This is a genomic window from Kitasatospora sp. NPDC058406 (assembly GCF_042722765.1).
In the GTDB taxonomy this organism is placed as follows: domain Bacteria; phylum Actinomycetota; class Actinomycetes; order Streptomycetales; family Streptomycetaceae; genus Kitasatospora.
Genome location: NZ_JBHXKE010000033.1, coordinates 1 through 23,658, shown reverse-complemented (window position 1 = coordinate 23,658; position 23,658 = coordinate 1). Strand labels below are relative to the sequence as shown.

At 75.1% G+C, this 23,658-nt stretch carries 21 protein-coding genes; 8 read left to right on the top strand and 13 right to left on the bottom strand.

The features are described from left to right. The first annotated feature begins 116 nt into the window (after positions 1-116). Positions 117-1,064 (top strand): DMT family transporter, encoded by a 948-nt coding sequence (locus ACFWOG_RS09535; RefSeq protein WP_380356427.1) that lies wholly within the window; start codon positions 117-119, stop codon positions 1,062-1,064. 84 nt (positions 1,065-1,148) lie between these two features. Here the strand turns inward: ACFWOG_RS09535 and corA are convergent, their stop codons facing one another. Continuing rightward, on the bottom strand, positions 1,149-2,273 hold the full coding sequence (corA, locus tag ACFWOG_RS09530) for a magnesium/cobalt transporter CorA (protein ID WP_329883175.1): 1,125 nt from the start codon (positions 2,271-2,273) through the stop codon (positions 1,149-1,151). A 470-nt stretch (positions 2,274-2,743) separates the two neighbouring features. Here corA and ACFWOG_RS09525 point away from each other — a divergent pair, with 470 nt between their 5' ends. Continuing rightward, positions 2,744-3,409 (top strand): suppressor of fused domain protein, encoded by a 666-nt coding sequence (locus ACFWOG_RS09525; protein WP_329883174.1) that lies wholly within the window; start codon positions 2,744-2,746, stop codon positions 3,407-3,409. Positions 3,410-3,487: 78 nt separating this feature from the next. On the opposite strand, the gene ACFWOG_RS09520 is transcribed toward ACFWOG_RS09525, so the two are convergent. The 5 genes from ACFWOG_RS09520 to ACFWOG_RS09500 all read right to left on the bottom strand — a co-directional run bounded on the left by ACFWOG_RS09520 (position 3,488) and on the right by ACFWOG_RS09500 (position 9,020). Then, the gene (locus ACFWOG_RS09520) at positions 3,488-4,348 is read right to left on the bottom strand and encodes a PHP domain-containing protein (RefSeq protein WP_380356423.1); all 861 of its coding nucleotides are present in this window, start codon (positions 4,346-4,348) and stop codon (positions 3,488-3,490) included. Positions 4,349-4,413: 65 nt separating this feature from the next. Next, a complete protein-coding gene (locus ACFWOG_RS09515; RefSeq protein ID WP_329883172.1) occupies positions 4,414-5,052 on the bottom strand; it encodes a DUF6758 family protein in 639 nt (212 codons plus the stop codon). A 333-nt stretch (positions 5,053-5,385) separates the two neighbouring features. Continuing rightward, positions 5,386-5,532, bottom strand: a complete 147-nt coding sequence (locus ACFWOG_RS09510; RefSeq protein WP_329883171.1) for a hypothetical protein — start codon at positions 5,530-5,532, stop codon at positions 5,386-5,388. 387 nt (positions 5,533-5,919) lie between these two features. Further along, complete coding sequence (locus ACFWOG_RS09505; RefSeq protein WP_380356415.1) at positions 5,920-6,846, bottom strand: alpha/beta fold hydrolase; 927 nt, start codon at positions 6,844-6,846, stop codon at positions 5,920-5,922. A gap of 197 nt (positions 6,847-7,043) precedes the next feature. Continuing rightward, entirely contained in the window at positions 7,044-9,020 is a 1,977-nt protein-coding gene (locus tag ACFWOG_RS09500) for a DEAD/DEAH box helicase (RefSeq protein WP_380356409.1), read from the bottom strand. A 497-nt stretch (positions 9,021-9,517) separates the two neighbouring features. On the opposite strand from ACFWOG_RS09500, the gene ACFWOG_RS09495 reads away from it, so the two are divergent. Next, positions 9,518-10,246, top strand: coding sequence for a ferritin-like fold-containing protein (locus ACFWOG_RS09495; protein WP_329883169.1), 729 nt, complete (start codon positions 9,518-9,520; stop codon positions 10,244-10,246). A gap of 23 nt (positions 10,247-10,269) precedes the next feature. On the opposite strand, the gene ACFWOG_RS09490 is transcribed toward ACFWOG_RS09495, so the two are convergent. The 3 genes from ACFWOG_RS09490 to ACFWOG_RS09480 form a co-directional block, all read right to left on the bottom strand. Then, positions 10,270-10,587, bottom strand: a complete 318-nt coding sequence (locus tag ACFWOG_RS09490) for a hypothetical protein (RefSeq protein ID WP_380356406.1) — start codon at positions 10,585-10,587, stop codon at positions 10,270-10,272. 181 nt (positions 10,588-10,768) lie between these two features. Continuing rightward, positions 10,769-10,996 (bottom strand): DUF3107 domain-containing protein, encoded by a 228-nt coding sequence (locus ACFWOG_RS09485; protein ID WP_327680432.1) that lies wholly within the window; start codon positions 10,994-10,996, stop codon positions 10,769-10,771. Between the two features lie 132 nt (positions 10,997-11,128). Next, entirely contained in the window at positions 11,129-11,791 is a 663-nt protein-coding gene (locus ACFWOG_RS09480) for a TetR/AcrR family transcriptional regulator (RefSeq protein ID WP_329949228.1), read from the bottom strand. A gap of 574 nt (positions 11,792-12,365) precedes the next feature. Between ACFWOG_RS09480 and ACFWOG_RS09475 the strand changes: the two genes are divergently transcribed. The 4 genes from ACFWOG_RS09475 (at position 12,366) to ACFWOG_RS09460 (ending at position 16,457) form a co-directional block, all read left to right on the top strand. Next, positions 12,366-13,259, top strand: coding sequence for a phosphotransferase enzyme family protein (locus tag ACFWOG_RS09475; protein WP_380356402.1), 894 nt, complete (start codon positions 12,366-12,368; stop codon positions 13,257-13,259). A gap of 242 nt (positions 13,260-13,501) precedes the next feature. Next, positions 13,502-14,539, top strand: coding sequence for a polysaccharide deacetylase family protein (locus ACFWOG_RS09470; protein ID WP_380356399.1), 1,038 nt, complete (start codon positions 13,502-13,504; stop codon positions 14,537-14,539). 55 nt (positions 14,540-14,594) lie between these two features. Further along, a complete protein-coding gene (locus ACFWOG_RS09465; RefSeq protein WP_329952120.1) occupies positions 14,595-15,503 on the top strand; it encodes an SHOCT domain-containing protein in 909 nt (302 codons plus the stop codon). Between the two features lie 96 nt (positions 15,504-15,599). Continuing rightward, positions 15,600-16,457, top strand: coding sequence for a DUF3592 domain-containing protein (locus ACFWOG_RS09460; protein WP_380356397.1), 858 nt, complete (start codon positions 15,600-15,602; stop codon positions 16,455-16,457). Here the strand turns inward: ACFWOG_RS09460 and ACFWOG_RS09455 are convergent. The 4 genes from ACFWOG_RS09455 to ACFWOG_RS09440 all read right to left on the bottom strand — a co-directional run bounded on the left by ACFWOG_RS09455 (position 16,436) and on the right by ACFWOG_RS09440 (position 20,835). Then, on the bottom strand, positions 16,436-16,897 hold the full coding sequence (locus ACFWOG_RS09455) for a GNAT family N-acetyltransferase (protein ID WP_380356394.1): 462 nt from the start codon (positions 16,895-16,897) through the stop codon (positions 16,436-16,438). The two genes, ACFWOG_RS09460 and ACFWOG_RS09455, sit on opposite strands and share 22 nt — an antisense overlap. A 197-nt stretch (positions 16,898-17,094) precedes the next feature. After that, the gene (locus ACFWOG_RS09450; RefSeq protein ID WP_329881891.1) at positions 17,095-17,796 is read right to left on the bottom strand and encodes an exonuclease domain-containing protein; all 702 of its coding nucleotides are present in this window, start codon (positions 17,794-17,796) and stop codon (positions 17,095-17,097) included. Positions 17,797-17,889: 93 nt separating this feature from the next. Then, complete coding sequence (locus ACFWOG_RS09445) at positions 17,890-19,152, bottom strand: Dyp-type peroxidase (RefSeq protein WP_380356390.1); 1,263 nt, start codon at positions 19,150-19,152, stop codon at positions 17,890-17,892. Between the two features lie 402 nt (positions 19,153-19,554). Beyond that, a complete protein-coding gene (locus tag ACFWOG_RS09440; RefSeq protein ID WP_329881889.1) occupies positions 19,555-20,835 on the bottom strand; it encodes an SAV2148 family HEPN domain-containing protein in 1,281 nt (426 codons plus the stop codon). Positions 20,836-21,430: 595 nt separating this feature from the next. Here ACFWOG_RS09440 and glgX point away from each other — a divergent pair. Continuing rightward, on the top strand, positions 21,431-23,587 hold the full coding sequence (glgX, locus tag ACFWOG_RS09435; protein ID WP_329952115.1) for a glycogen debranching protein GlgX: 2,157 nt from the start codon (positions 21,431-21,433) through the stop codon (positions 23,585-23,587). Positions 23,588-23,658: the final 71 nt, after the last annotated feature.

Sequence of the window (23,658 nt, the reverse complement as noted above, 5' to 3'; positions counted from 1 at the left end):
GTTCCGTCGGTGCGGCACGGGCCTTACGGTAGGAGTCGCCCGCCCGCAGCCCGCCCTGCAGCCCGCCCTGCAGTCCTTCCTGAACCGCACCCCTCACTCCGAAGCAGAGGAGCGTCGTGCCCGCCGTCCGGCCAGAGTCTGCCCCCGCCACCGTCGCCGCCGTCACCGCCCCCACCGGTACCGTCGCGGCCCCCGCGCAGCCGCTCCCCAGGTTCGACCTGCTGCTGCTCGCGGTCTCGGTCGCGGGCATCTCGCTCTCCGCACCGCTGATCAGCGCCACCGCCGCGCCGGCCCTGGCGATCGCCTTCTGGCGCAACGTCATGTCGGTCGGCGTGCTCGGCCCGTACGCGCTGCTGCGCCACCGGGCGGAGCTGCGCGGGATCTCCCGGCGGGCGCTGCTGCTGGCCGTGGCGGCCGGCGCCCTGCTCGCCGTCCACTTCGCGCTCTGGATGCCCAGCCTGCGGATGACCTCGGTCGCGTCGGCGACCGCCCTGGTCACCACCACCCCGCTCTGGACCATCCTGCTGATGCGGCTGCTCGGGGTGCGGGCGCCGCGGATGGTCTGGCTCGGCATGGCGGTGGCCTTCGCCGGGGTCCTGGTGCTCACCGGTGTCGACCTCTCGCTCTCGCCGCGCGCCCTGGCCGGGGACGCGCTGGCGCTCGGCGCGGGCCTGGCCGCCGCCGGGTACGTGCTGCTCGGCGCCGAGGTCCGCCGGACCGTCAGCACCACCGCGTACACGCTGGTCTGCTACGCCACCACCGGCGCGGTCCTGCTGGCGGTCTGCCTGGTGGCCGGGACGCCGCTGTCCGGCTGGTCGGCCGGGGCCTGGTGGCAGATCGTGCTGCTGATGGTCACCGCCCAGCTGCTGGGCCACTCGCTCAGCAACCGGGTCGTGCGCACCCTCGGGCCCTCGGTCACCTCCACGTCGGTCCTGCTGGAGACCCCGGGCGCCGCGCTGATCGCGGCGCTCTGGCTCGGCCAGTGGCCCCCGGTCGCCGCGTACCCGGCGGTGGTGCTGATCCTGCTGGGCCTGGTGCTGGTCGCGCGCGCCGGTCGTCGGTAGCCGACAGCCGCCCGGTGGCCGGTCGGTGGCCGGTCACCGGTGCCCGCCCCGGACCCGCTGCGGGCGGCGGGCCCCGCCCGGGCCCTACAGCCAGCCGTTGCGACGGAAGCCGCGGTACATCCCGACGCAGATCAGCACCACGCTGCCGAGCACCATCGGATAGCCGTACCGGTGGTGCAGTTCCGGCATGTAGTCGAAGTTCATGCCGTACACGCCGGTGATCATGGTCGGCACGGCGAAGATCGCCGCCCAGGCGGTGATCTTGCGCATGTCCTCGTTCTGCGCCACCGAGACCTGCGCCAGGTTGGCCTGGAGCAGCGAGTTCAGCAGTTCGTCGAAGCCGTGCACCTGCTCGGTGACCCGGGCGAGGTGGTCGGCGACGTCCCGGAAGTACTTCTGGATCTCCGGGTCGACCAGCCGCTGCAGCGGCTCCGACAGCTGCTGCATGGGCCGCAGCAGCGGCGCCACCGCCCGCTTGAACTCCAGGACCTCGCGCTTGAGCTGGTAGACCCGGCCCACGTCGGTGCCCCGGCCGCCCCGGTTGGAGAAGACGTCGAACTCGATCTCGTCCACGTCGGTCTGCAGCCGGTCGGCGACCAGCAGGTAGTTGTCCACCACCTGGTCGGCGATCGCGTGCAGCACCGCCGACGGGCCCTTGCCGAGCAGCCCGGAGCCGTCCGCGTCGGCCTCCAGCCGGTGCCGCAGCTCCTTGAGCGAGCTGTGCCCGCCGTGCCGGACGGTGATCACGAAGTCCCGCCCGGCGAACACCATCAGCTCGCCGGTCTCGACCACCTCGCTGGTCGGCGTGAGCTGGTCGTGGTCGACGTACCGGATCGTCTTGAAGACGGCGAACAGCACGTCGTCGTACCGCTCGACCTTCGGCCGCTGGTGGGCGTGCACCGCGTCCTCGACCGCCAGCGGGTGCAGTCCGAACCGCTGGGCGATCCCCTCGAACTCGGCCTCGGTCGGCTCGTGCAGCCCGATCCAGCTGAACGAGCCCGCGCCGTCCGGGAGTTGCTTCGAGGCCTTGACCAGTCGGGCCGCCTCGCGCGGGCTGCAGCTCTCCCCCAGCCGCTTGCCGTCCTGGTAGACCGCGCAGTCCACCACCGCGGACGGGGTCTGGCCCGGGTGGATCGTGTCGAACAGTCCCGACGCGGAACGGCGGCGGTTGGTGCGGACGGCTGCGCGCAGGCTGTTGATCATCGACATGGCAGGCTCCCTGGGGCAGGAGCCGCCGCACGGCGGCGCGGTGACGGATGGCCGTGGTGCGACGGCGGAGGAACACCGATGGAATCCGGCGCCTGTGGTCGGTCCTCGGCCTTGCTGGGGCGCGCGAGACGGAACGACCGGACGTCGGTGGGGTGCTCTCCCGGCCGGACCGGAGACCGCCGTGACGTTCGCACGGGGGGCTGGTCCAGCTGCTGCCGAGATTTCTCAGGCCCGCTGTTTCAGCCCGCGTGGCGAGGGGTACGGGGAAGGCGTCCGGGCCGGGTAGAGCTGCCGGTACTGCATGGTCGGCTGGTATCCACCGCAACCACCTCCTTCGCGCCGCTGCCCCGGAGGAGCAAGGATCCCCGGTAGCCAGTCGCTCACACTAACATCTGACCGGCCGTCGCCGCTCCGGTGTTCGCATGACGGCCGTGCCGACGGCGCGCGGCGCGCGGGTTACGCTCACCGGCATGGCGCACGACTTCCCGCTCTTCGGCGACCCGTCCTCGGACTCCGGTGACTCCTCCCCGGCCCCCGGCGGCACCGGCCTCTCCCGCGACGCGGTGCTGGCCGCCGTCGAGGCCCGGCTGCTCACCACCTTCGGCGAACCGAGCGGCCGCGCCGCCGTCACCTTCCTCGGTGCCGACCGGATCGAGGTGCTGCGCTTCGGCCCCGACGCCGAGGGGCTGGTCCGCTACGCCACGCTCGGGATGGCCGCCGCGCCGATGACCGACCCGACCGCCGCGGTCGCCGACCCGGTCCGCGGTCCGCGCGCCGAGCTGGTCCTGACGGTTCGTGGGGGGCGTGACAGCGTGCTCCGCACGCTGGCCACCTTCGCGGCGACGCCGCAGGTCGAGGGGCTGGTCCCGGCCCCCGGCGGGTCGCTGGACCTCGGTGCCCCGCTCTGGGACGGCGCGCCGTTCACCTCGGTGCTGGCCGCCGAGCCCGGCGGTCTGGTCGAGGACCTGGCGCTGGACGAGCCGGCCGACCCGGTCCGCTTCCTGCCGCTGCTGCCGATGACCCCCAACGAGGCCGGCTGGAAGCGGGTGCACGGCGCGGCGGCGCTGCAGGAGCGCTGGCTCCAGCACGGCACCGACCTGCGCGACCCGGACCGCCGCGGCGTCCGGCTGGACTGACGGCCCGCCACGGGGCGTGCGGCGGGCGCCCGCACCGCGTCGGACCCGCCTCGCGCCGGCGCGAGGACCGGCGGGCGATCAGCCGCCGATCGGCTTCGCGCCGGTGGCCTGCCCGACCAGCGCCTCGTAGACGGCGGGATCGGTGGTGTGCGCGCCGAGCCGGACCGTCTTGCGGGTGCCGTGGTAGTCGCTGGACCCGGTGGTCAGCAGTCCCAGCTCGGCCGCCAGCCCGCGCAGCCGGAGCCGGGCCGGCTCGTCGTGGTCGATGTGGTCGACCTCCATCCCGGCCAGCCCGGCCGCCGCGAGGTCGGCGATGACCTGGTCGGAGACGGTCCGTCCGCGCTTCACCGCTCCCGGGTGGGCGAACACCGGCACCCCGCCGGCCGCCCGGACCAGCCGGACCGCCGTCACGGGGTCCGTCTCGTGCTTGGGGACGTCCGCCCGCCCGCCGTTGGCCAGCCACTCCGCGGTGAACGCGTCCGAGACCTCCGCGACCACGCCCGCCTCGACCAGGGCGCTGGCGATGTGCGGCCGGCCCACCGAGCCGGCTCCCGCGATCCGCTGCACCTGCTCCCAGCTGATGTCCGCGCCCAGTGCGCGGCAGCGCTCGACGATCGCCTCGCCGCGCTGGAACCGGTCGGTGCGCACCAGTTCGCGCTCGGCCGCGAAGGCCGGCTCGGCGGGGTCGAACAGGTAGGCCAGCAGGTGCATCGAGATGCCGTCCACCGCGCAGGAGAGCTCCGCGCCGGGGACGAGCCGCAACCGGGTGCCGGCGGGAAGCGCGTGCACCGCGTCGGCCGCCTCGGTGTGGCCCGCCACCGTGTCGTGGTCGGTCAGGGCGACCACGTCCAGCCCGGCCGCCACCGCAGCCGCGACCAGCTCGGCCGGGCTGTCCGTACCGTCGGACGCGTTGCTGTGGGCGTGCAGGTCGATGCGCACGGGCGGTGCTCCCTGGGTCGTCGGCGGAGGTGCGGCCCAGGATAGTGCGCCCGGGTGTCGGGGGATCAGCCCAGCAGACGGGGGGAGAGCGCCCCGCAGGGCAGCAGGTCGAGCTCCGCGCCGGCCTCCCGCAGGTCGGTCAGCACCAGCTCGTCGTACATGACCAGGGCCGACTGTTCGGGCCAGGCCACCGCCCAGAGCCAGAGGCCGCGTGCCTCGCCGGCGAAGACCGCGCGGTCGGCCGGTGCGTCCGGGACGTGGAACATCGGGGTGGGCCGGCCGGCGGCCAGCAGCTTGGCGTCCGCCGGCTTGTAGAGGCCGACCGAGTCGCCCGGGTCCGGCCCGGGGAGCCCCGCGTACCGGGCGCCGAGCCCGACGCCCAGCTCCTCCGCGATCAGGACCAGTTCGCCGAACCCCCCGAGCGGCGCCGGGCCGGCGCAGGCCACGGCGGTGGCGCGGGCGCCCGAGATGTCGTCGCCGACGTGCGCGATGCCGGTGTACAGCCAGCCGACCGGGAGCGGCCAGGGCAGCCAGACGGGGACCTGCGAACGGGCGACGGCGACACCGAGCGCCTCGACGCTCGGGGGCAGCACCGGCTGCATCGGATGCACGGCGCCGTGCCGGTCGCACTGCCAGGTGTCTGAGAACAGACCGGGAGCGCGGACCCGACCGGCGCACCTCGGGCAGCTTGGCTCGCCCCTCATAGCCGACAACGCTCCTCCCTCCGGACCGCCGCGTCAAGGACGATCACCCGTACGGAGGGCGGTCCGGCGGCACCGGTCGGTGGCGGACGGCCGGCCGGCGCGGGGTGGGCGCGGTGCGGCGGATCCCGTTGGGGAACTGTCCAGCCGGGGGCGGCGGCAAACGTCCGCGGCGCGCTCCGGGGTGCGGCGCCGGGCGGTCCCGGACGCACTGACGCCCCGTCTCCGCTGGTGCGGTGGCGGGGCGTCAGTCCGGTTTCGGAACGTCGGGGTCGGACGATCCCGGCTCGTCGGCGGCGGGCGAGGCCTCCCGGTCGGAGGCGCCGCAGCGGCCGGTCAGGCGGCGGGGCACGGGCGGATGAGCAGGCGTTCGCCGGTACGGGCGGCGGCCTGGACGAGCTCGCGGACGGTTTCGGCGTCGGCGATCAGGCGGTCGGTGGCGGTGCCGCGGGCGTCGTCCAGTCGGAGGATCTCGAAGCGCATGGGCGTTTCCTTTCCCGGCCCCGTCGAGCGGGGCGTTCGTGGCTGAGTCGGTATCAGCCCTTTCAGGGTCTGTCGGGTCGAACGGTCGACCGACCGTTGCGGCAAAGAGGGCTCCCCCCTGCGTGCCAAGGGTGTCTTTCCCTCGAATCCACTCTGCGGTGGCGCTGCTACCGGGCCGTTGCCCGTCCGTAAAGTCCTGGTTTCGGAGGATCGACATCGACAGCACGCCGACGTCAGTGTCAACGATGTTTCCAGGACCAAATCAAATATTACCGCAACTAACGAATTTTGTCGCATGTCTTTTACCAGAGGCCCGGAGCGGGCGCACGGCGGGGCCCGGTTCGCCGCGTCGGCGCTCCGGCGGCGGTCCGGCGCCGGACCGGCCGGTCAGCCCCAGAAGGCGGTCAGGGCGGCGGCCGTGGCGGCAGGCTGATCGGCGTTGGGGGAGTGGCCGGCGTCCTCGACCACGACCCGGCGGGCACCCAGCCGGGCGGCCATCGCGGTCTGCTCCGGCACCGGCCAGGCGTAGTCCCGCACTCCCGAGAGCACCAGGGCGGGCAGCCCGGCGGCGACCGTCGCGGCCAGCTCGTCCACCCGGTCCGGTGCCGCGACCAGGTGGCCGCCGGTGGTGATCAGCGCCTGCGGCACGTTGGCCAGCCAGCGGCGGTGCAGGAACGCGGCGACCTCGGCGCCCGGGCGGCGGGCCCGGTCGCCGCCCTCCTCCAGCTGCTGCATCACCTGCCAGATCTCTTCGAGGGTCATCGTCGGCAGCACGTCGACCAGCAGCCGGGTCCGCTCCGCCTCGGCCGGGTCGATCGGGCCCGGCCCGGTGGACATCAGCGTCAGCGAGGACCACGGCAGCGATCCGGAGCCGCCCGGGCGGGCCACCGCCTCGGCCTCGGCGGCCAGGACGGCCTCGCGGACCACCTGGCCGCCGAGGGAGTGGCCGAGCAGGTGCAACCGCCCGCCGGCGCCGTTCCCGTCGGCCGCGACGGCCTCGGCCCGCAGCGCGGCGGAGAGCGCCCGCACGTCGGCGCCCAGCGCGGCCACCGCGTAGGCGGCCGGGTCGTCCGGTCCCCCGGTCTCGTACTGCCCTCGCTGGTCGATTGCCGTCACCCGGTAGCCCGCCGCCGCCAGCGGCTCCAGCAGGGCGATGAAGTCCTCCTTGCTGCCGGTGAACCCGGGCACCAGCAACGCGGACCCGCGCACCGCCCCCGCCGGCTCCGCCCGCAGCGCGGCGAACCCGCCGCGGGTCGTCGCCACCCGCAGGGCGCGCGCGCAGGACGGGAGCGTGAGGAACGGCGGCGTACTCATGGGGACGGACCTCCTGGGGCCTGGCGCGGCGGGGTGAACCGGCGGACGGCCCCGAGCCTAGGGTCTGCCGTCGAGCCCCCGGCCCACCCGGTTGCGCCGGTGGCGGCCGGGCGGCGGCGGGCAGACCCGCGGATCGGTGTGCGGACGCCGAAGGGGGCGGCCGGAACATTCCGGCCGCCCCCTTCAACCAGGGTGGATCAGCTCTCCGGAGCCACCTCGGGGGCGGCCGCCGGGCGGCGGGTGCGGGAACGCCGGCGCGGGGCCGGAACGTCGGCGGCGGCCTCGGCGGCCTCCACCACCGGAGCGGCCTCGGCGGGCGCCGCGACCTTCTTGGCCCGGGTGCGGGTGCGCTTCGGCTTCTCCTCGGCGACCGCCTCGGCGACCGCGACCGCGACCGGAGCCGGGGCCGCGACCGGGGCCGCAGCTTCGGCGACGGCGGCTGGAGCCTCCGCCACGGCGGCGGCGGCGTCCTCGCCGGACGCCGCACCGCGCGAGCGGCGACGGCGGCGGCGCGGGGCCGCGGACTCGCCCTCGGCGCCCTCGACGGCCGGAGCCTCCGGGCCGGCCGTCGCGACGGCCTCGGTGACGGTGCCCTCGACGGCCTCGTCGACCGAGGAGCCGCGACGGGTGCGGCGGCGCTCGCGGGTCTTGCGGGCCTGCTTCTCCTCGGCGACCGGGGTCTCGACGACGTCGGCCCGGCCGGGGCCGGCCGCCCGTCCGCCGCGGCCCCGGGCGCCACCGGCCGAACGCGAACCGCGCCCGCCGGTCTCGCCGAGGTCCTCGACCTCCTCCGCGCCGAGCCCGGCCCGGGTCCGCTCCGAACGCGGCAGCACACCGGTGGTGCCCTTCGCGATCTTCAGCAGCTCGAACAGGTGCGGCGAGGTGGAGTAGGTCTCCTCCGGCTCGTTGAACGAGAGTTCGAGCGCCTTGTTGATCAGCTGCCAGCGCGGGATGTCGTCCCAGTCGACCAGCGTGACCGCGGTGCCCGAGGCGCCGGCCCGGCCGGTGCGGCCGATCCGGTGCAGGTAGGTCTTCTCGTCCTCGGGGCACTGGTAGTTGATGACGTGCGTGACGCCCTCGACGTCGATGCCGCGGGCCGCGACGTCGGTGCAGACCAGCACGTCGACCTTGCCGTTGCGGAACGCCCGCAGGGCCTGCTCGCGCGCGCCCTGGCCGAGGTCGCCGTGGACGGCGCCGGAGGCGAAGCCGCGCTGGGTCAGCTGGTCGGCCACGTCGGCGGCGGTCCGCTTGGTGCGGCAGAAGATCATCGCCAGCCCGCGGCCGTCGGCCTGGAGGATGCGCGAGACCATCTCGACCTTGTCCAGCGAGTGGGCGCGGAAGATGTGCTGCTCGGTGTTGGCGACGGTGCTGCCGGTGTCGTCCGGAGCGGCGGCGCGGATGTGGGTCGGCTGGCTCATGTACCGGCGGGCGAGGCTGATCACCTGGCCCGGCATGGTCGCGGAGAACAGCAGGGTCTGCCGCTTCGCCGGCAGCATGGTGATGATCTTCTCGACGTCCGGCAGGAAGCCGAGGTCGAGCATCTCGTCGGCCTCGTCCAGGACCAGCGAGCGGACCTTCGACAGGTCCAGCTTCTTCTGGCCGGCCAGGTCGAGCAGGCGCCCCGGGGTGCCGACGACGATGTCGATCCCCTTCTTCAGCGCCTCGACCTGCGGCTCGTAGGCCCGGCCGCCGTAGACGGCGAGCACGCGGACGTTGCGGACCTTGCCGGCGGTCTGCAGGTCGTTGGTGACCTGGGTGCAGAGCTCGCGGGTCGGGACGACGATCAGCGCCTGCGGGGAGTCGCAGAGCTGGTCCTCGCCGGCGCGGCCGGCGTCGATGTCGGCCCGCACGACGACGCGCTCGATCAGCGGGAGACCGAAACCGAGCGTCTTGCCGGTGCCGGTCTTGGCCTGGCCGATGACGTCGTGGCCGGTCAGCGCGACCGGCAGGGTCATCTCCTGGATGGGGAAGGGGTGGACGATGCCGACGGATTCGAGCGCCTCGGCGGTCTCCGGGAGGATCCCCAGGTCCCGGAACGTGGTCTTCGTGGGTTCAGCGGTGGTGGACAGGGTGCTGCCTCTTCCGTGTGGAGGGGCCGAGAGCGAGCGGCGGGCGGGCAGCCGCGCGGCTGCGTACGGGCCTGGACGGCCCAGAAAACAGCTGCGCGGACGCACAATCGCGCCGGTCCCTGCGGCCGGCCGGTGCGCGCGGCCCGACAGGGGCGCGTCGCCGGCGGCGTCGGGGAGGATTCCCGTGAGGGACCTGCGCGGGACCTGCGCCGGGATGGCGCGGTCTCGGCGGCCCTCGCTCGGCCACTGGTGCGGTGCCAAGGCTTGAAGTCCAAGCCCTGGTCGGAGCCGATCGGCTCTCCGACCGGGCATCCGCGTACGTTGAGGTCCCGGCTTCCGGTACGGACACGTCCTGACGGACTGCGCCTGCTTCGGAGCGGGCTTGCCCGGCACACCGAGACGGCGGTGACACCGTGCGAGCACGACGGGCCTCCGTACCACCATACAGTCACCCGACGACTCGAACACGTGACGCGGGCGACATCGCAGGTCGGGGCGGGCGGGGCCGGACGGGCCGGTGCCCCCGCGCGGCCGGGCGGCGTGCGCGGGCCGCGCGTGTGCGGGGAGCGACCCGGGACGGACCGGGACTAAGGTGACGGGTCATGGAGAACCGTGGTGGGACGCAGGACGTGGCGGACGGCTCGATCGGGGACTGGGCGACCTGCTCGGCCGACCCCGGCTACCGGGCGGCCGTGCTGGACCTGCTCGGCGCCCTCGCGTACGGCGAGCTGAGCGCCTTCGAGCGGCTCGCCGAGGACGCCAAGCTGGCGCCCGACCTGGCCGACAAGGCGGCGCTGGCCCGGATGGCCTCCGCCGAGTTCCAGCACTACCAGCGACTGCACGACCGGCTCGCCGAGGTCGGCGCCGACCCGCAGGAGGCGATGCGGCCGTTCGTCGAGCCGCTGGAGCTGTTCCACCGGATGACCGCGCCCTCGGACTGGCTGGAGGGCCTCGTCAAGGCCTACGTCGGCGACGCGATCGCCACCGACTTCTACCGCGAGGTGGCCGCCCGGCTGGACGACGACACCCGCGACCTGGTCCTCGGCGTCATGTCGGACACCGGCCACGCCCAGTTCGCGGTCGACAAGGTCCGGCAGGCCATCGAGGCCGACCCGCGGGCCGGCGGCCGGCTGGCACTCTGGGGCCGGCGGCTGATGGGCGAGGCGCTCAGCCAGGCCCAGCGGGTGGTCGCCGAGCGGGACGCGCTCTCCAACCTGCTGGTCGGCGGCGTCCGGGTGCAGGGCTTCGACCTCGTCGAGGTCGGCAAGATGTTCAACCGGATCACCGAGGCGCACACCCGGCGGATGGCCGCGCTCGGCCTCGCCTCGTAACGCCCGGGGGCCTTCGGCCCAGGTCAGGCGGGGCGGTGCCGCCGGTGCGAACCCGCCCGGTGCGGGCGGTGCCGGCGGGCCGGCTGGCGGCCTGCGGCGAGGTCGGGACGGGCCAGCACCGAGGTGATCAGCGCCGAGGTGACCGCCGAGACCGCGATGCAGGCCGCCGGGTACTCGCCGTCGAGCGTGAAGTGCGCGATCGCCCCGGCCAGCAGCGCGGAGACCAGCGCCGTCCCCGTCGTCAGCCCCCACCCGGAGGGGAAGTACGCGGGCAGCGACAGCAGGGCGGTGGCGCCGACCACCAGGCCGACGAGGGCGAAGGCGAACGTCTCGACCAGCAAGGGTGCCTCCCCGGGGCTCGGTGCGCGGCACGTGGCCGGCCGCACTTCTCGCCGTACCCCGCTCGCCCCGGTCGTACACGCCGGGGCGAGCCGGCCGCGCCCGCCACGTCCCCCCGCCCCGGCCGTGAACGCGACGGTGCCCCGCCCCCTCGGACGAGGGAGCGGGGCACCGAAGGACAGCTCAGAGCGTGCCGAAACCGACCTTGCGGGCGGCCTGCTCGCCGATCTCCACGTACGCCAGGCGCTCGGCCGGGACGATGACGCGGCGGCCGTGCTCGTCGGTCAGCGTGAAGAGCTTCGAGGTGCCCTCCAGCGCCTTGGCGATCGCGCTCTCGACCTCATCGGCCGTCTGCGAGCTCTCGATGACGATCTCGCGCGGCGCGTTCTGCACGCCGATCTTGACCTCCACGGCTTCCGTCCCTCCGGGGTTGCAGCCATCCACGCGCGGGCACCGGACCGCCTGGGACAAGCGTTCGCGGCGACCGCGCCGTACGGCTTCACCATAGAGCACCGGATCGGTACCGAGGCGAAGGTCCGGTGATCACTGCTCGGGGGCAGCGGCCTCCGGGGAATCGAGGTTGGGGTGCATCGGGAAGCCCTTCAGCCCGCGCCAGGCCAGGCTGGCGACCAGCCGGACCGCCTCGTCGCGCGGGATCTCCAGGCCCTGGGAGAGCCAGTACCGCGCGGTGATCTGGGCCAGGCCGCAGACCCCGGCCGCGAGCAGCTTGGACTCCGACTCCGGCAGGTCGGTGTCCTCCTGGATCACCTTGCTGACCAGCGTCGCACTGGCCTCCGCCGCCCGCTCGACCCGCTCGCGCACGGCCGGCTCGTTGGTCAGGTCCGACTCGAAGACCAGCCGGAAGGCACCGGACTCGCTGGAGACGTAGTTGAAGTACGCCTCCATCGTCGCGGCCACCCGCAGCTTGTTGTCGGTGGTCGTCTCCAGCGCCTCGCGGGTCGAGTCGACCAGGGCGTCGCAGTGCTTGTCCAGCAGCGCCAGGTAGAGGTCCAGCTTCCCGGGGAAGTGCTGGTACAGCACCGGCTTGCTCACCCCGGCGCGGTCGGCGATGTCGTCCATGGCGGCCGCGTGGTAACCCTGCGCGACGAACACCTCCTGGGCGGCACCGAGCAGTTGTTCACGGCGGGCGCTTCGCGGCAGGCGGGCACCGCGCGGGCGCTCCTGCGCCTCCTGGATGGCCGTCACGGCGCTCCTCATTTCACGGGTCGTACGGGGTTGGCAAGATGACCGATTCTACTTTCGGGTAACCGCCCTCGCGCTTGGCAGGCGTGAGAAAAGCGGCCAGCCCCCTTGTCAGGAGCCCACAATACGGCGCTGACCACGGCCACCGGCAGTGGTGTGACAGGGGCAGGAACGACCGGACCGGGAGCGGACCGGGAACGGTCCGTGGGCGGGCCGCGACGGCGCCGGCTCACTACCATCGTCCACCATGAGCAGCCCTGAGCAGCAGATACGCCCGGAGACGGCCGCCCCGACGCCGTTCCGCACGGTCGAGGTCCCCGGCGCGGTCGTGGGGGGGGGCCGCCCCCACCCCCCCCCCCCGGCCCCCCCCCGCCCTCGGGGGGCCCCCCCCCCCCCACCGACCCCCCCCCCGCCCGCCCCGCCTCCCCGCGGGGCCCGGCACCTCTTTGCCAGAATGATCGCCGTCTCCCCCCGGAGCCCGCCCTCACCCCCGCCCGCACGCCCCCGCCGTCCGTCCGGAGCCCGGCAGGCCGCAGGACGAAGGCGGGCCCCGACCGCCACCACGGAACGGACCCCCATGCTCCCCTTCGACGAGAGCCGGGCCCGGCTGATCCTCGCCCACGCCTGCGAGTCCGCCGGCCTTCCCGCGCCCGACGGCGCGCGGCTGCTCGCGCTCGGCGAGAACGCCGTCTTCGACCTCGGCGACCCGGCCGTGGTCGCCAAGGTCGGGCGCGGCCCCGAACTGGCCGAGCGCACCCGCCGTGAACTCGCCGTCGCCGACTGGCTGGCCGGCCGGGGCATCCCCGTGGTCCGCCCGTACGACGCGCTGCCCGCCGAACCGCGGCACACCCTCGGGCACCCCGTCACCTTCTGGCACCGGCTCCCGCCCGCCGGGCGGCCCGCCCGCCCGGCCGACCTCGCCCCGCTGCTGACCGCCCTGCACCTGCTGCCCGACCCGCCGTTCCGGCTCGCCCGGCGCGACCTGCTCGCCCCCGTCGAACGCTGGCTCGCCTCCGCCGAGGGCCACGTCGACCCGGCCGACGTGGACTTCCTGCGCCACCGCCGGGACACCTTCGCCGCGGCCCTGCCCGACCTCCACCCGCACCTGCCGACCGGGGTGATCCACGGCGACGCGTTGCCGCGCAACGTCCACATCGGGCCGGACGGACCCGTCCTGCTCGACCTGGAGACCGTCTCGCGCGACCTGCGTGAGCACGACCTGGTGGTCCTGGCGCTCAGCCACGACCGCTACGGCGTCCCCGCCGGGGAGTACCGGGCGTTCACCGACGCGTACGGCTGGGACGTGCGCGAGTGGTCCGGCTTCACGGTGCTGCGCGGGGCCCGCGAGACGGCGAGCGCCTCCTGGGTCGCCCAGCAGGTGCCGGGCAACCCGGCCGCGCTCGCCGAGTTCCGGCGGCGGGTGGACTCGCTGCGCTCGGGGGCGACGGAGGTGCGCTGGTACCCGTTCTGACCCTGCGGCCGGTGCGGCGGGCCGGTCCGGCGGGCGGGGGTGCGGGCAGGGGCACGGGCGGGGGTGCGGGCAGGGGCACGGGCGGGGGTGCGGCGGACCGCGCGTGGCGGTGGCCCTGAAGGGCCGTCGGGGCGGGGTGTCCCCCGAGGAGGGCGCAACCGGGTCGATGCCATCGGCGTCTTATCCGACAGTCATCCCGACCGAGGATCGGCATCCGCCTCCGCACCTCAGGAGCCGCCGCCATGCCGCAGCACTCCGCCCCGCCGCGCCCCTCGTCCTCCGCCCGGCGCCGCCGACTCGCCACGGGCTGCGCCGCGCTCGCCGCCTCGCTGGCGCTCGCCGCCTGCGGCACCGCCAACGGCGCGCTCCGGCCCGAACCGGGCACGACCACCGCCGCACCCTCCTCGCCGACGGGCCCGGTACCGACCGCCCCCGCGTCGCCGTCCGCGCCTCCGCCGTCCGGGTCGCCGTCGTCCGGCCCTCCCGTGTCCGGCCCTCCCGTGTCCGGCTCCGCCCCGGCCACCCCGCCGGTCACGTCACCGCCCACCCGCACGCCCGCCCCGAAGCCCACCACCCCCCGCCCCCCGACCGCGAGGCCGACGACACCCCCCGCACCGGCGCCGTCCCCCACCACCACCGCGCCCAGGACTCCGGCGCCCCCGGCGCCGTCCACCGGGGTCTCCACCGCGATCGTCAGCTCCACCGCGTCCGGCGGCCGTACGGTCGCGCTCACCTTCGACGACGGCCCCGGCCCGGCCACCGGCCAGGTCCTGGACCTGCTCGCCCAGTACCACGCCAAGGCCACGTTCTGCCTGGTCGGCAAGCAGGCCGCCGCCGATCCGGCCACCGTCCGGCGGATCGTGGCGGCCGGCCACCGGCTCTGCGACCACAGTGTCGACCACCCGCAGCCGTTCGCCGCCCTCCCGCACGACCGGGCGGTCCGTCAGATCGCCGACGCCGAGGCCATGATCGTCCGGGCCGGCGGCCCGGGCTCCACGGTGGGCTGGTTCCGCGCCCCCGGCGGCGCGTTCACCGAGGACAACCGGCGGATCGCCGCGGACAACGGCCTGCGACCGCTCGGCTGGTCGGTCGACCCGCGCGACTGGTCCCGCCCCGGCACGGCCGCGATCGTCTCGGCCGTCCGGACCGGGCTCAGGCCGGGCGGCGTTGTCCTGCTCCACGACGGCGGCGGCGACCGCAGCCAGACCGTCGCCGCGCTCCGGCAACTGCTGCCCTGGCTGGTGGCCCAGGGTTACCGCTTCGACGTCCCGGCGAGCTGATCCGGTCACCCGGGCACCGCCCGTCCCGTCACCCGCGCCCCCTAGAATCCGGCCCATGGCCACCGATCACCCCACGGAACTCGGACCGCTCGGACCACGCCTGAGTACCGGTCGGGTCCTCGGACTGCTCGCGCTCGCCGCCCCCGTCGCGGCGGCCGGCTGGATCACCGGCACCGGCTTCGTCCGGGCCTTCGTCGAGGACGCCTGCGGGCCCGAACGGTCCTGCGGCGGCCTCGACATCGCCGTCCACCTCGCCGGTGGCCTCCTGGGCTGGCTGGCAGCCCTGGTGGGCACCGCCACCACCGCGCACGGGGACGGTCCGCTGGACGGCGACTCGGCCACCTCCGACCGCGGCGTCCTGCTCGGCTGCGTCGCCCTCGGTCTGGTCGGCGCCTCCTTCGCCGACAACACCTTCCACCCGTGGCTGCTCGCCCCGGTCGCCCCGCTCGCGCTGGCCACGATCGGACTCGACCGCTTCGGCGCCCGGCGGTGGCGCACCACGCGGACGGAGCAGCTCCGCACCGCCGGACAGGAGCGCAGGCTGGCCGGGTCCGGTGTCACCGTCACCGGCACGGTGGTGGGCGTCGCCGGTGACGGCAGCACTCACGACGGCGCCCCCGTCCTTCGGCTGACCGTCGAGTTCACCACCGCGGACGGCACCGTCCGCACCACCACCGTGACCGGCGCCTTCCCCGCCCCCGGGGGCCCGCGCCGCGGCAGCCCCGCCGAGGTCCGCTACGACCCGGCCGACCCGTCGGTGGCCCGGGCCACCGTCACGGACCCCGGCCCCGACGACGCCGTCCCCACCACCACCCCCGGAGCCGCACCGCCGGAGATCGTGGACGGCCTGGAGCGCCTCGCCGCCCTGCACCGTCAAGGGGCCCTGGACGAGGTCGAGTTCGCCCTGGCCAAGGCCCAGCTGCTCGGACGCGCCCCCGAGGACCGCCGGCCCGCCCTGCCGTAGACGCCGCACCGCCGACGCCTCCCGTTCACCCGAGTCTTCCCCCGCGGGCCGCCCCGGTTCACCCCGGGGACGGTCGAACGGCACTACCGTCCGCGCATGACGACAGAGCGCCGGATCACCGGACCCCGTCTGCTGGCCCTCGTCCTCCTGTGCGGCCTCGCCGTGGCGGCCGGTCGGCTCGGCACCGCCGGGCTGGTGCGGGTGCCCGCCGCCGACCCCTGCGGCCGGGAGACGGGCTGCGACGCCAACGCCATGGTGCTGGAGATCACCTGCGGCCTGGTGTGCTGGCTGCTCTCGATGGTCTGCGCGGCTGCCCTGGCCAACAACGCCGACGAGGACGACCGCTGCCACCGCATGTCGGGCGGCCTGATCATCCCGGTCTGGCTCCTGCTCACCCTGGTGGGCGCCTACGGCGCCGACGGGGCCCCTCGCCCCTGGCTCCTGGTCCCGATCGGTGCGTTTGCCCTGATCGCCCTCCTGGCGGGCGTCCCCGCGGAACGGCGGGTGGCCCGCGAGACCGCGGTGCACCGCCGGGCACGGGCCCTCGCCCGACGACTGGCCGACCACGGCGTCACCGTCGCCGGCACCGTCACCGCGCTCGCGGAGGCGGCCGCCCCCGCTCCTCGCCGGGTCGGTCTGCGGCTCACCGTGAAGTACCGCACCCTCGACGGCGAGGAGCGCGCGACCACCCAGCCGGGGGCGTTCCCGGCCTACGCGCTGCCCCGGGTCGGCGACCGGGTGACCGTCCGCTACGACCCTCAGCACCCGGACGGTGCCGAGATCGCCGTCCGCCCGCCCGACGAGCAGTCCGGCGACGCCGTCCTCGCCCGGGAGCTGGAGCGAGTGGCCGTGCTGCACCGGGAGGGCCTCCTGGACGGCGCCGAGTTCGCCCACGCCAAGGCGCGCCTCCTCGCTCCCGCGCCGGAGGCCGGCTACTCCACGGCGAGCCGGTAGACCTGTCGCGAGCCGCCCTCCGGCCCCGGCGCGGCGGGCCCGCCCGGGGCGAAGCCGAGCCGCTCGTAGAAGACCCTGGCGCCACTGGCCACCGCACCCGGGTGGTCGGCGCCGAAGGTGATCACCTCCACCGTCGCGGGGCCGCGGACGTACCGCCGCAGCGCGTCGTCGACCAGGGCCCGCCCGACGCCCGTCCCCCGGGCCCGCTCGGCCACCACCAGCCAGTGCAGGTGGTGGCGGCCGTCCGGGCCGGTCCCGAAGAGCAGCCCGCCGAGCGGGCCGTCCGGGCCGTCGGCGACCAGCGCGAGCCCGCGCTCGGTGTGCCCGGCCACCGCCCGGTGGAACCCGGGCTCGGCCACCATCGGTCCGAACCACTCCTCCACCTCGGCCGCGAGCCCGAGGAAGGCGGGGAGATCGTGCTCAGCCAGTCTGATGATCATTGCGGCAGTGTCGCAGACGGGCCGCCGGACGGCAGGCTGCCGGGCGGCCCGGCGGCGGATCGGCAACGCGACCGCACCCGGCCCGCGTTCCGGTCACGGTCCGGGTGCGCCGCCGGGCACCGGTGCCCGCACCGCCGCCCGCACCGCGTCGGGCGGGCGGGCGCAGTGCGATCACCGGTCGCCGGTCGCCGGTCGCCTCAGCGCAGGGGCCAGCGGGGGTCGATGACGGCCTGCGGGTCCTTGCCGCGGCGGAACCACGCCTGGAGGTCCTCGGCCCAGACCCGGTACCAGCCGATCTGGCGGGTGTGGAGCTCGGCGGGCGGGACGGCGCCGACCTCGGCCGGGTAGCGCTCACCCAGCGCGACGGCCACCCGGACGGCGGCGAGCGCGTCGCTGCCGGCCTCGTGCGCGTCGGTCAGCTCGACGCCGTACACCTCGCAGACCCGCTGGAGCGTCCGGGAGCCCTTGCGGTACTTGTCCACGGCGCGGTCGATGACCAGCGCGTCGAGGACCGGTCCGACGGGGCCGCCGAGGCGCTCGGCGAGCGACGGCAGTCCGTGCCGGCGCAGCTCCGCGTCGAGCAGCGAGAGGTCGAAGGTGGCGTTGAAGGCCACCACCGGACGCCCGGCGGCGAGCCGCTCGCAGAGGGCGGCGGCTATCTCGTCCACCGCCTCCTTGGCCGGGCGGCCCTTGGCGCGGGCGAGGCCGTCGCCGATGCCGTGGATCGCCTCGGCCTCGGCGGGGATCGGGACGCCCGGGTCGAGGAGCCAGCCGGTGGCGCTCAGCCGGCGGGCCCCGACGGTGTCCACGAGGGCGGCCGTGACGATGCGGTCCACGGCCGGGTCGGTGCCCGTGGTCTCCAGGTCGAAGCCGACCAGTGGCTGCTGCCACCAGCTCATAGGGGTGTGTCCTTCCGTCCTACTGGTCGAAACAGCCCCCATCATCGCCCGCCCCTCCGACAATCCGGCCGGTGGGGCGGGCGGGGGCGGCGCTCAGGCCGCGTCGAGCAGGGTCCGACCGAACCAGTCGGCGGCGTCCCGGACACCGGGGAGGACGTAGAAGTAGCCGCCTCCGGTGGGGCGGAGGAAGCGGGCCAGCGGCTCGTCGGCGAGCCGGGTCTGGACCGCCTCGAACTGGCGGACCACGTCCTGCTGGTAGCAGCAGAACGCCAGGCCGTGCTCGGGGACGCCGTCCGCGTCGAGGCCCCGGTCGTAGGTGAAGGCGCGGCGCAGGATGCGGCTGCCCCGGGCCGCGTCGGTGCGCGGGTTGGCGAGCCTGATGTGCGAGTCGAGGGCGATCACGGCGCCCTTCGGGTCCTGGCCGTAGTCCGGTTTGTCGTTCTCCTTGGCGCGGCCGAGCGGGGCGCCGTCGGACTTGCGGCGGCCGATCATCCGCTCCTGGTCCGTCAGCGGCACCTCGTCCCAGGGCCCGGTCAGGGTGCGGACGGCCCGGACCACCTGGTAGCTGCCGCCGACCGCCCAGGCGGGTTCGCCGCCGCCCGCGCCGACCCAGACCAGCTCGTCCATGTCCCGGGCGGAGCCGGTGTCGGGGTTCTCGATGCCGTCCTTGAAGCCGAGCAGGTTCCGTGCGGCGCCGGACGGACGGGCGCGGTTCTGGAAGCCGTCCAGCTGCCAGCGCGGCCGGACCGCGCCCCGGAGCGCCCGCAGCAGGTCGCGCACGGCGTGCTCGACGGTGTCCCGGCTCGTGGCGCAGACCTGGAGCGAGAGGTCCCCGTGGCACTCGGCGGGGCGCAGCGCGTCGTTGGGGAAGGTCCGCATCGCGGTGAGCTTGCGGGGGCGGGCGTCGGCGAGGCCGTAGCGGGCGTCGAAGAGGGAGGCGCCGACGGCGACGGTGACGGTGAGGTCGTCGGTGGGCAGGGCGGCGGCGGTCCCGAGGGTGCCGCTGTCCGCGGGCGGGGCGTCGGGGCCGAGGTCGGGCGGGGTGCCGCCGCCGGTCAGGAAGCGGATCCGGTCGGTGAGGGTGCGCAGCAGCGCCCCCAGCGCCGTGCGGTCGGCGACGTTGACGTCGACGGCGAGGAAGGTGCCGTACCCGGGTGGGGGGTTCAGGATGCCGGCCTGGTGGAGGCCGTGGAACGGGATCAGGCCGGTGGTCGCGCGCGGCCCGGGGGCCGCGGGCGCGGCGCCGCCGGTGCCGAGGGTGAGCGCCCCGGCGGCGCCGGCCCCGAGGGCGGTGCGGACGAAGCTGCGGCGGGAGGCGCCGGGGGCGCCAGGGTCGGTCGTGTACTGACTGGACAACGGCGGGCCTTCCGGATCGACGGGCAGGGGTGCGCGGGCATGCCGAAGGGGGCCTCACGGCAGCCGGGGGGACGCGCGGCAGGCCCGGAACCGGCCTGCTGATCATGAAATCGACGCTAGCAAGCCCCGGCCCGGCCCGCCCCCGGAACGTGCACCCCGGCTGACCGTCCGTCGGCCGATCAGCCGCCCGTCTCCATCCGTCCGGCCTACGGCCCGTCCGCCGCCCTGCCCGCAGCCGTCGCGAGGCCCCTTGCCGAGGCCCCTTGCCGAGGTCCCGTCACGAGGTCCCTTCGCGAGGTCCCTTCGTGAGGTCGCCGCAGCGGGGTCCTTTCGCGAGGTCCCGTCACGAGGGCGCCTCGGTGAGGCCCCGGGGCGCGGGCTCCCCGCCCGGGGAGGCGGGCGTCAGGAGACCGGCCGGGAGTCCGCCCAGATGCCCTCGAACTCCTCGCGGTAGACCTCCAGCAGCCCGGCGTCCGTCCCGCCCGGCTGCTGGCCGGCACCGCCGCGCAGCACCAGCGCGGGCGACTCCATGCCGCGCGCGCGGCGCAGGTAGGGCTGGACGACGCCGAGGTCCCGGGTCTGGCGGCGTCCGCCGGCGCCGAGCTGCCCCGCACCGGCCGGGCCCTCGACCAGGTAGGCGGTGAACCGGGGGGTCTCGTCGAAGACCCTGATCTCGAAGCCGCCCTGGTCCCGCAGCCGGGCGCGGACCCGGCGGACGTGCAGGATGTTCATCTGGATCGAGCGGGCCAGCTCGCCGCGCCCGAGGCCCAGCTCGCGTTCGCGGCGGCGGACGGCGCTGCTGGTCGGGTTGAGGAACAGCAGCCGGACCCGGCAGCCGTCGGTGGCGAGCCGGACGAGCCGCTTGCCGGTGTAGTTCTGGCAGAGCATGCCGAGGCCGATGCCCAGCGCGTCGAGCCGCCGGGCGCCGTCGAGCAGGTCCTCGACGGGCAGGTCGCGCTGGAGCCGGACCCGGTCGGGGTGGACGGCGACGACGTCCGCGTAGCGGCCGGCGACCAGGGACTCGACGACGTCGGCGGGGACGCCGCCGGCGCCGCCGTCGAGCAGGGCCAGCAGCCGGGCGGCGGCGCGTTCGGTCTGGGCGAGGACGGTGCCGGTGAGGACGCGGTTGCGGGAGACGACGTGCCGGGCGACCTCCAGCTCGTCCAGCGCCAGTTCTATCTCCCGACGGTCCGCCAGGTAGGGCTCGAAGCAGGGCCAGTGCTGGACCATCAGCTCCCGCAGCTGGGGCAGGGTGAGGAAGACCAGCGGGTCGTCGTCGGCCGGGTCGAGCAGGTAGCCCTTGCGGCGGCTGACCTCGCGGACGGCGCCGGCCCGGTGCGCCCACTCCTCGCCCGCCGGGCCGGCTGCGGCCGTGACCCAGTCCTCGCCGTGGGCGGGCGCGTAGATCGGGTGCAGCACCTCGTCGACGAGCGAGCGGAGCCGCTGCTCGACGAGGTTGAGCCAGACGTAGGCGCGGCCGGACAGCCGGACCCGCTGGTAGGCGTCCTCCCACTCGGCGCCGGACCAGGCCAGCGCGGGGACCTCGACCGGGCCGCCCTGCGCGGGCACGACCGCCCGGCCGGTCAGGGCGGGGCGCATGACGACCGTCTGCGCCTCGCTGCGGGCGCTGCCCCGGTCGGGGCCGCCGGGCCCACCGCCACGTCCGCCGGCGGGGAACACCATGCGCCACCTCACCTGGTTCCTGCTCGGAGCTGCCTGCTCGCTGTACGGCTCGCCGTACGGCCGACTCTGCTGCTGTCTGTGTGCTGCCCGTCCGGCTCGTCCGGAACGGCTCACCGCCGGGCCTTCTGATACTGCGCCACGAGTGCGGGGCGGCCGGACGATCAAGAGTACTGCCCGCCGCGAACCGCCCGCAGCCGGTTCGGCCACGGCGGCGCCCCGGCCCCCGCTCGCCCCAACCGTCTCACCTGCCCCGCCCGCCCGGAAGCCCCCGGACGGCACCGGGACGCGCCGGATCGCGCAGGGCCGCGCACGGGCGCCGGAACCGCTCCGGCCGGGCCCCCGACGCACCCCGGACCGGCCGCGGATCGGCCGCGGACCGGCCCCGGGAGTCCGGGCGGACACCCGTTCGGGCGAATACGGCACAAATGGCCCCGCCCTCGGGGGACGCGTCGGGGAGTATGCGGACTGTGCCGTGCGTCACGGCACACGACCGTCGCACATGCCCGGCCGCCCGGCCGGGAAGAGAGCGTCGGGGTCCGGCCCGACCATCGGACTATCTGTCAGTTCTCCTTCTAAGCAGGGAAGTTGAGGAGCCATGCAGGTCTGGCCAGGGAAGCCCTACCCCCTCGGTGCCACCTACGACGGGGCCGGCACCAACTTCGCGGTGTTCTCGGAGAGCGCCGACCGGATCGAGCTCTGCCTGCTCGGCGAGGACGGTGCGGAGACCTCCGTCGAGCTGCGCGAGACCGACGCCTTCGTCCGGCACGCCTACCTCCCGGGCGTCCAGCCCGGCCAGCGGTACGGCTTCCGCGTCCACGGCCCCCACAACCCGGGGCTCGGTCAGCGGCACAACAGCGCGAAACTGCTGCTGGACCCGTACGCCAAGGCGATGAGCGGGAACATCGACTGGGACGAGTCCGTCTACGGCTACCACTTCGGCGCGCCCGAGCGCCGCAACGACCTCGACTCGGCGCCCCACACCATGCACTCGGTGGTGATCAACCCCTACTTCGACTGGGGCACCGACCGACCGCCGCGCACCGACTACCACCGCACCGTCCTGTACGAGGCCCACGTGAAGGGCCTCACCCGCCTCCACCCCGGCATCCCGGAGGAGATCCGCGGCACCTACGCGGGCGTCGCCCACCCCGCCGTGATCGAGCACCTGGCCAAGCTCGGCGTCACCGCGATCGAACTGATGCCGGTGCACCAGTTCGTCCGTGATCACCGGCTGCGCGACCTCGGCCTCTCCAACTACTGGGGCTACAACACGATCGGCTTCTTCGCCCCGCACTCCTCCTACTCCTCCACCGGCGACCGCGGCCAGCAGGTGCAGGAGTTCAAGTCGATGGTGAAGGCCCTGCACGCGGCCGGCATCGAGGTCATCCTCGACGTGGTCTACAACCACACCGCCGAGGGCAACCACCTCGGTCCGACGCTGTCGATGCGCGGCCTGGACAACGCCTCCTACTACCGGCTGGCCCGGGACCAGCGGTTCTACGAGGACACCACCGGCACCGGCAACAGCCTGCTGATGCGCAGCCCGCACGTGCTCCAGCTGATCATGGACTCGCTGCGCTACTGGGTCACCGAGATGCACGTCGACGGCTTCCGCTTCGACCTCGCCGCCACCCTCGCCCGGCAGTTCCACGAGGTCGACCGGCTGTCCTCGTTCTTCGACCTCGTCCAGCAGGACCCGGTGGTCTCCCAGGCCAAGCTGATCGCCGAGCCCTGGGACCTCGGCGAGGGCGGCTACCAGGTCGGCAACTTCCCGCCGCTGTGGACCGAGTGGAACGGCATGTACCGGGACACCGTCCGCGACCTGTGGCGCGGCGAGAACGCCACCCTCGCCGAGTTCGGCTCCCGGCTCACCGGCTCCTCCGACCTCTACCAGGACGACGGCCGCCGCCCGATCGCCTCGATCAACTTCGTCACCTGCCACGACGGCTTCACCCTGCGCGACCTCGTCTCCTACAACGAGAAGCGCAACGAGGCCAACGGCGAGGGCAACCGGGACGGCGAGTCCTTCAACCGCTCCTGGAACTGCGGCGCCGAAGGGCCCTGCGACGACCCGGCGGTCGAGGAGCTGCGCGCGCGCCAGCAGCGCAACTTCCTCGCCACCCTGATGCTCTCCCAGGGCGTACCGATGCTCTCGCACGGCGACGAGTTCGGCCGCACCCAACTGGGCAACAACAACACCTACTGCCAGGACAACGAGCTGAGCTGGGTGCACTGGCCGGACGGCGACGGGCCCGGCGCCCGGCTGCTGGAGTTCACCCAGGGCATGGTCTGGCTCCGCCGCGACCACCCCGTCTTCCGGCGCCGCCGCTTCTTCCACGGCCGCCCCGTCTCGGGCCCCGCCCTCTCGGGCCGCCCCACCGGGGACGGCGCCGGCGGGTACGAGGACCTCACGGACATCGCCTGGTTCACACCCGGCGGGGAGGAGATGACCAAGCGCAACTGGGGCGCCAGCTACGCCAAGTCCCTCACCGTCTTCCTCAACGGCTACGCCATCTCGGAGCCGGACCGGCGCGGCGGGCGGATCGTCGACGACTCCTTCCTGCTGCTGTTCAACGCGCACTTCGAACAGCTGGAGTTCACCGTCCCGGCCGGGCACGGGCAGGAGTGGCAGGTGGTGGTGGACACCGCGCAGCCGCGGCTGCCCGCGCCGGGGTCGGGCGCCCGGGTCAAGGCCGGGGACACCCTCTGGCTCACCGACCGCTCGCTGATGGTGCTGCAACGGCCCGCGTGAGATCCCCCGGGGTCTGGCGCACCGCCTCCCCCACAGGAAGGACGGTGCCCGCCACCGGCCGGCGAGAGCCC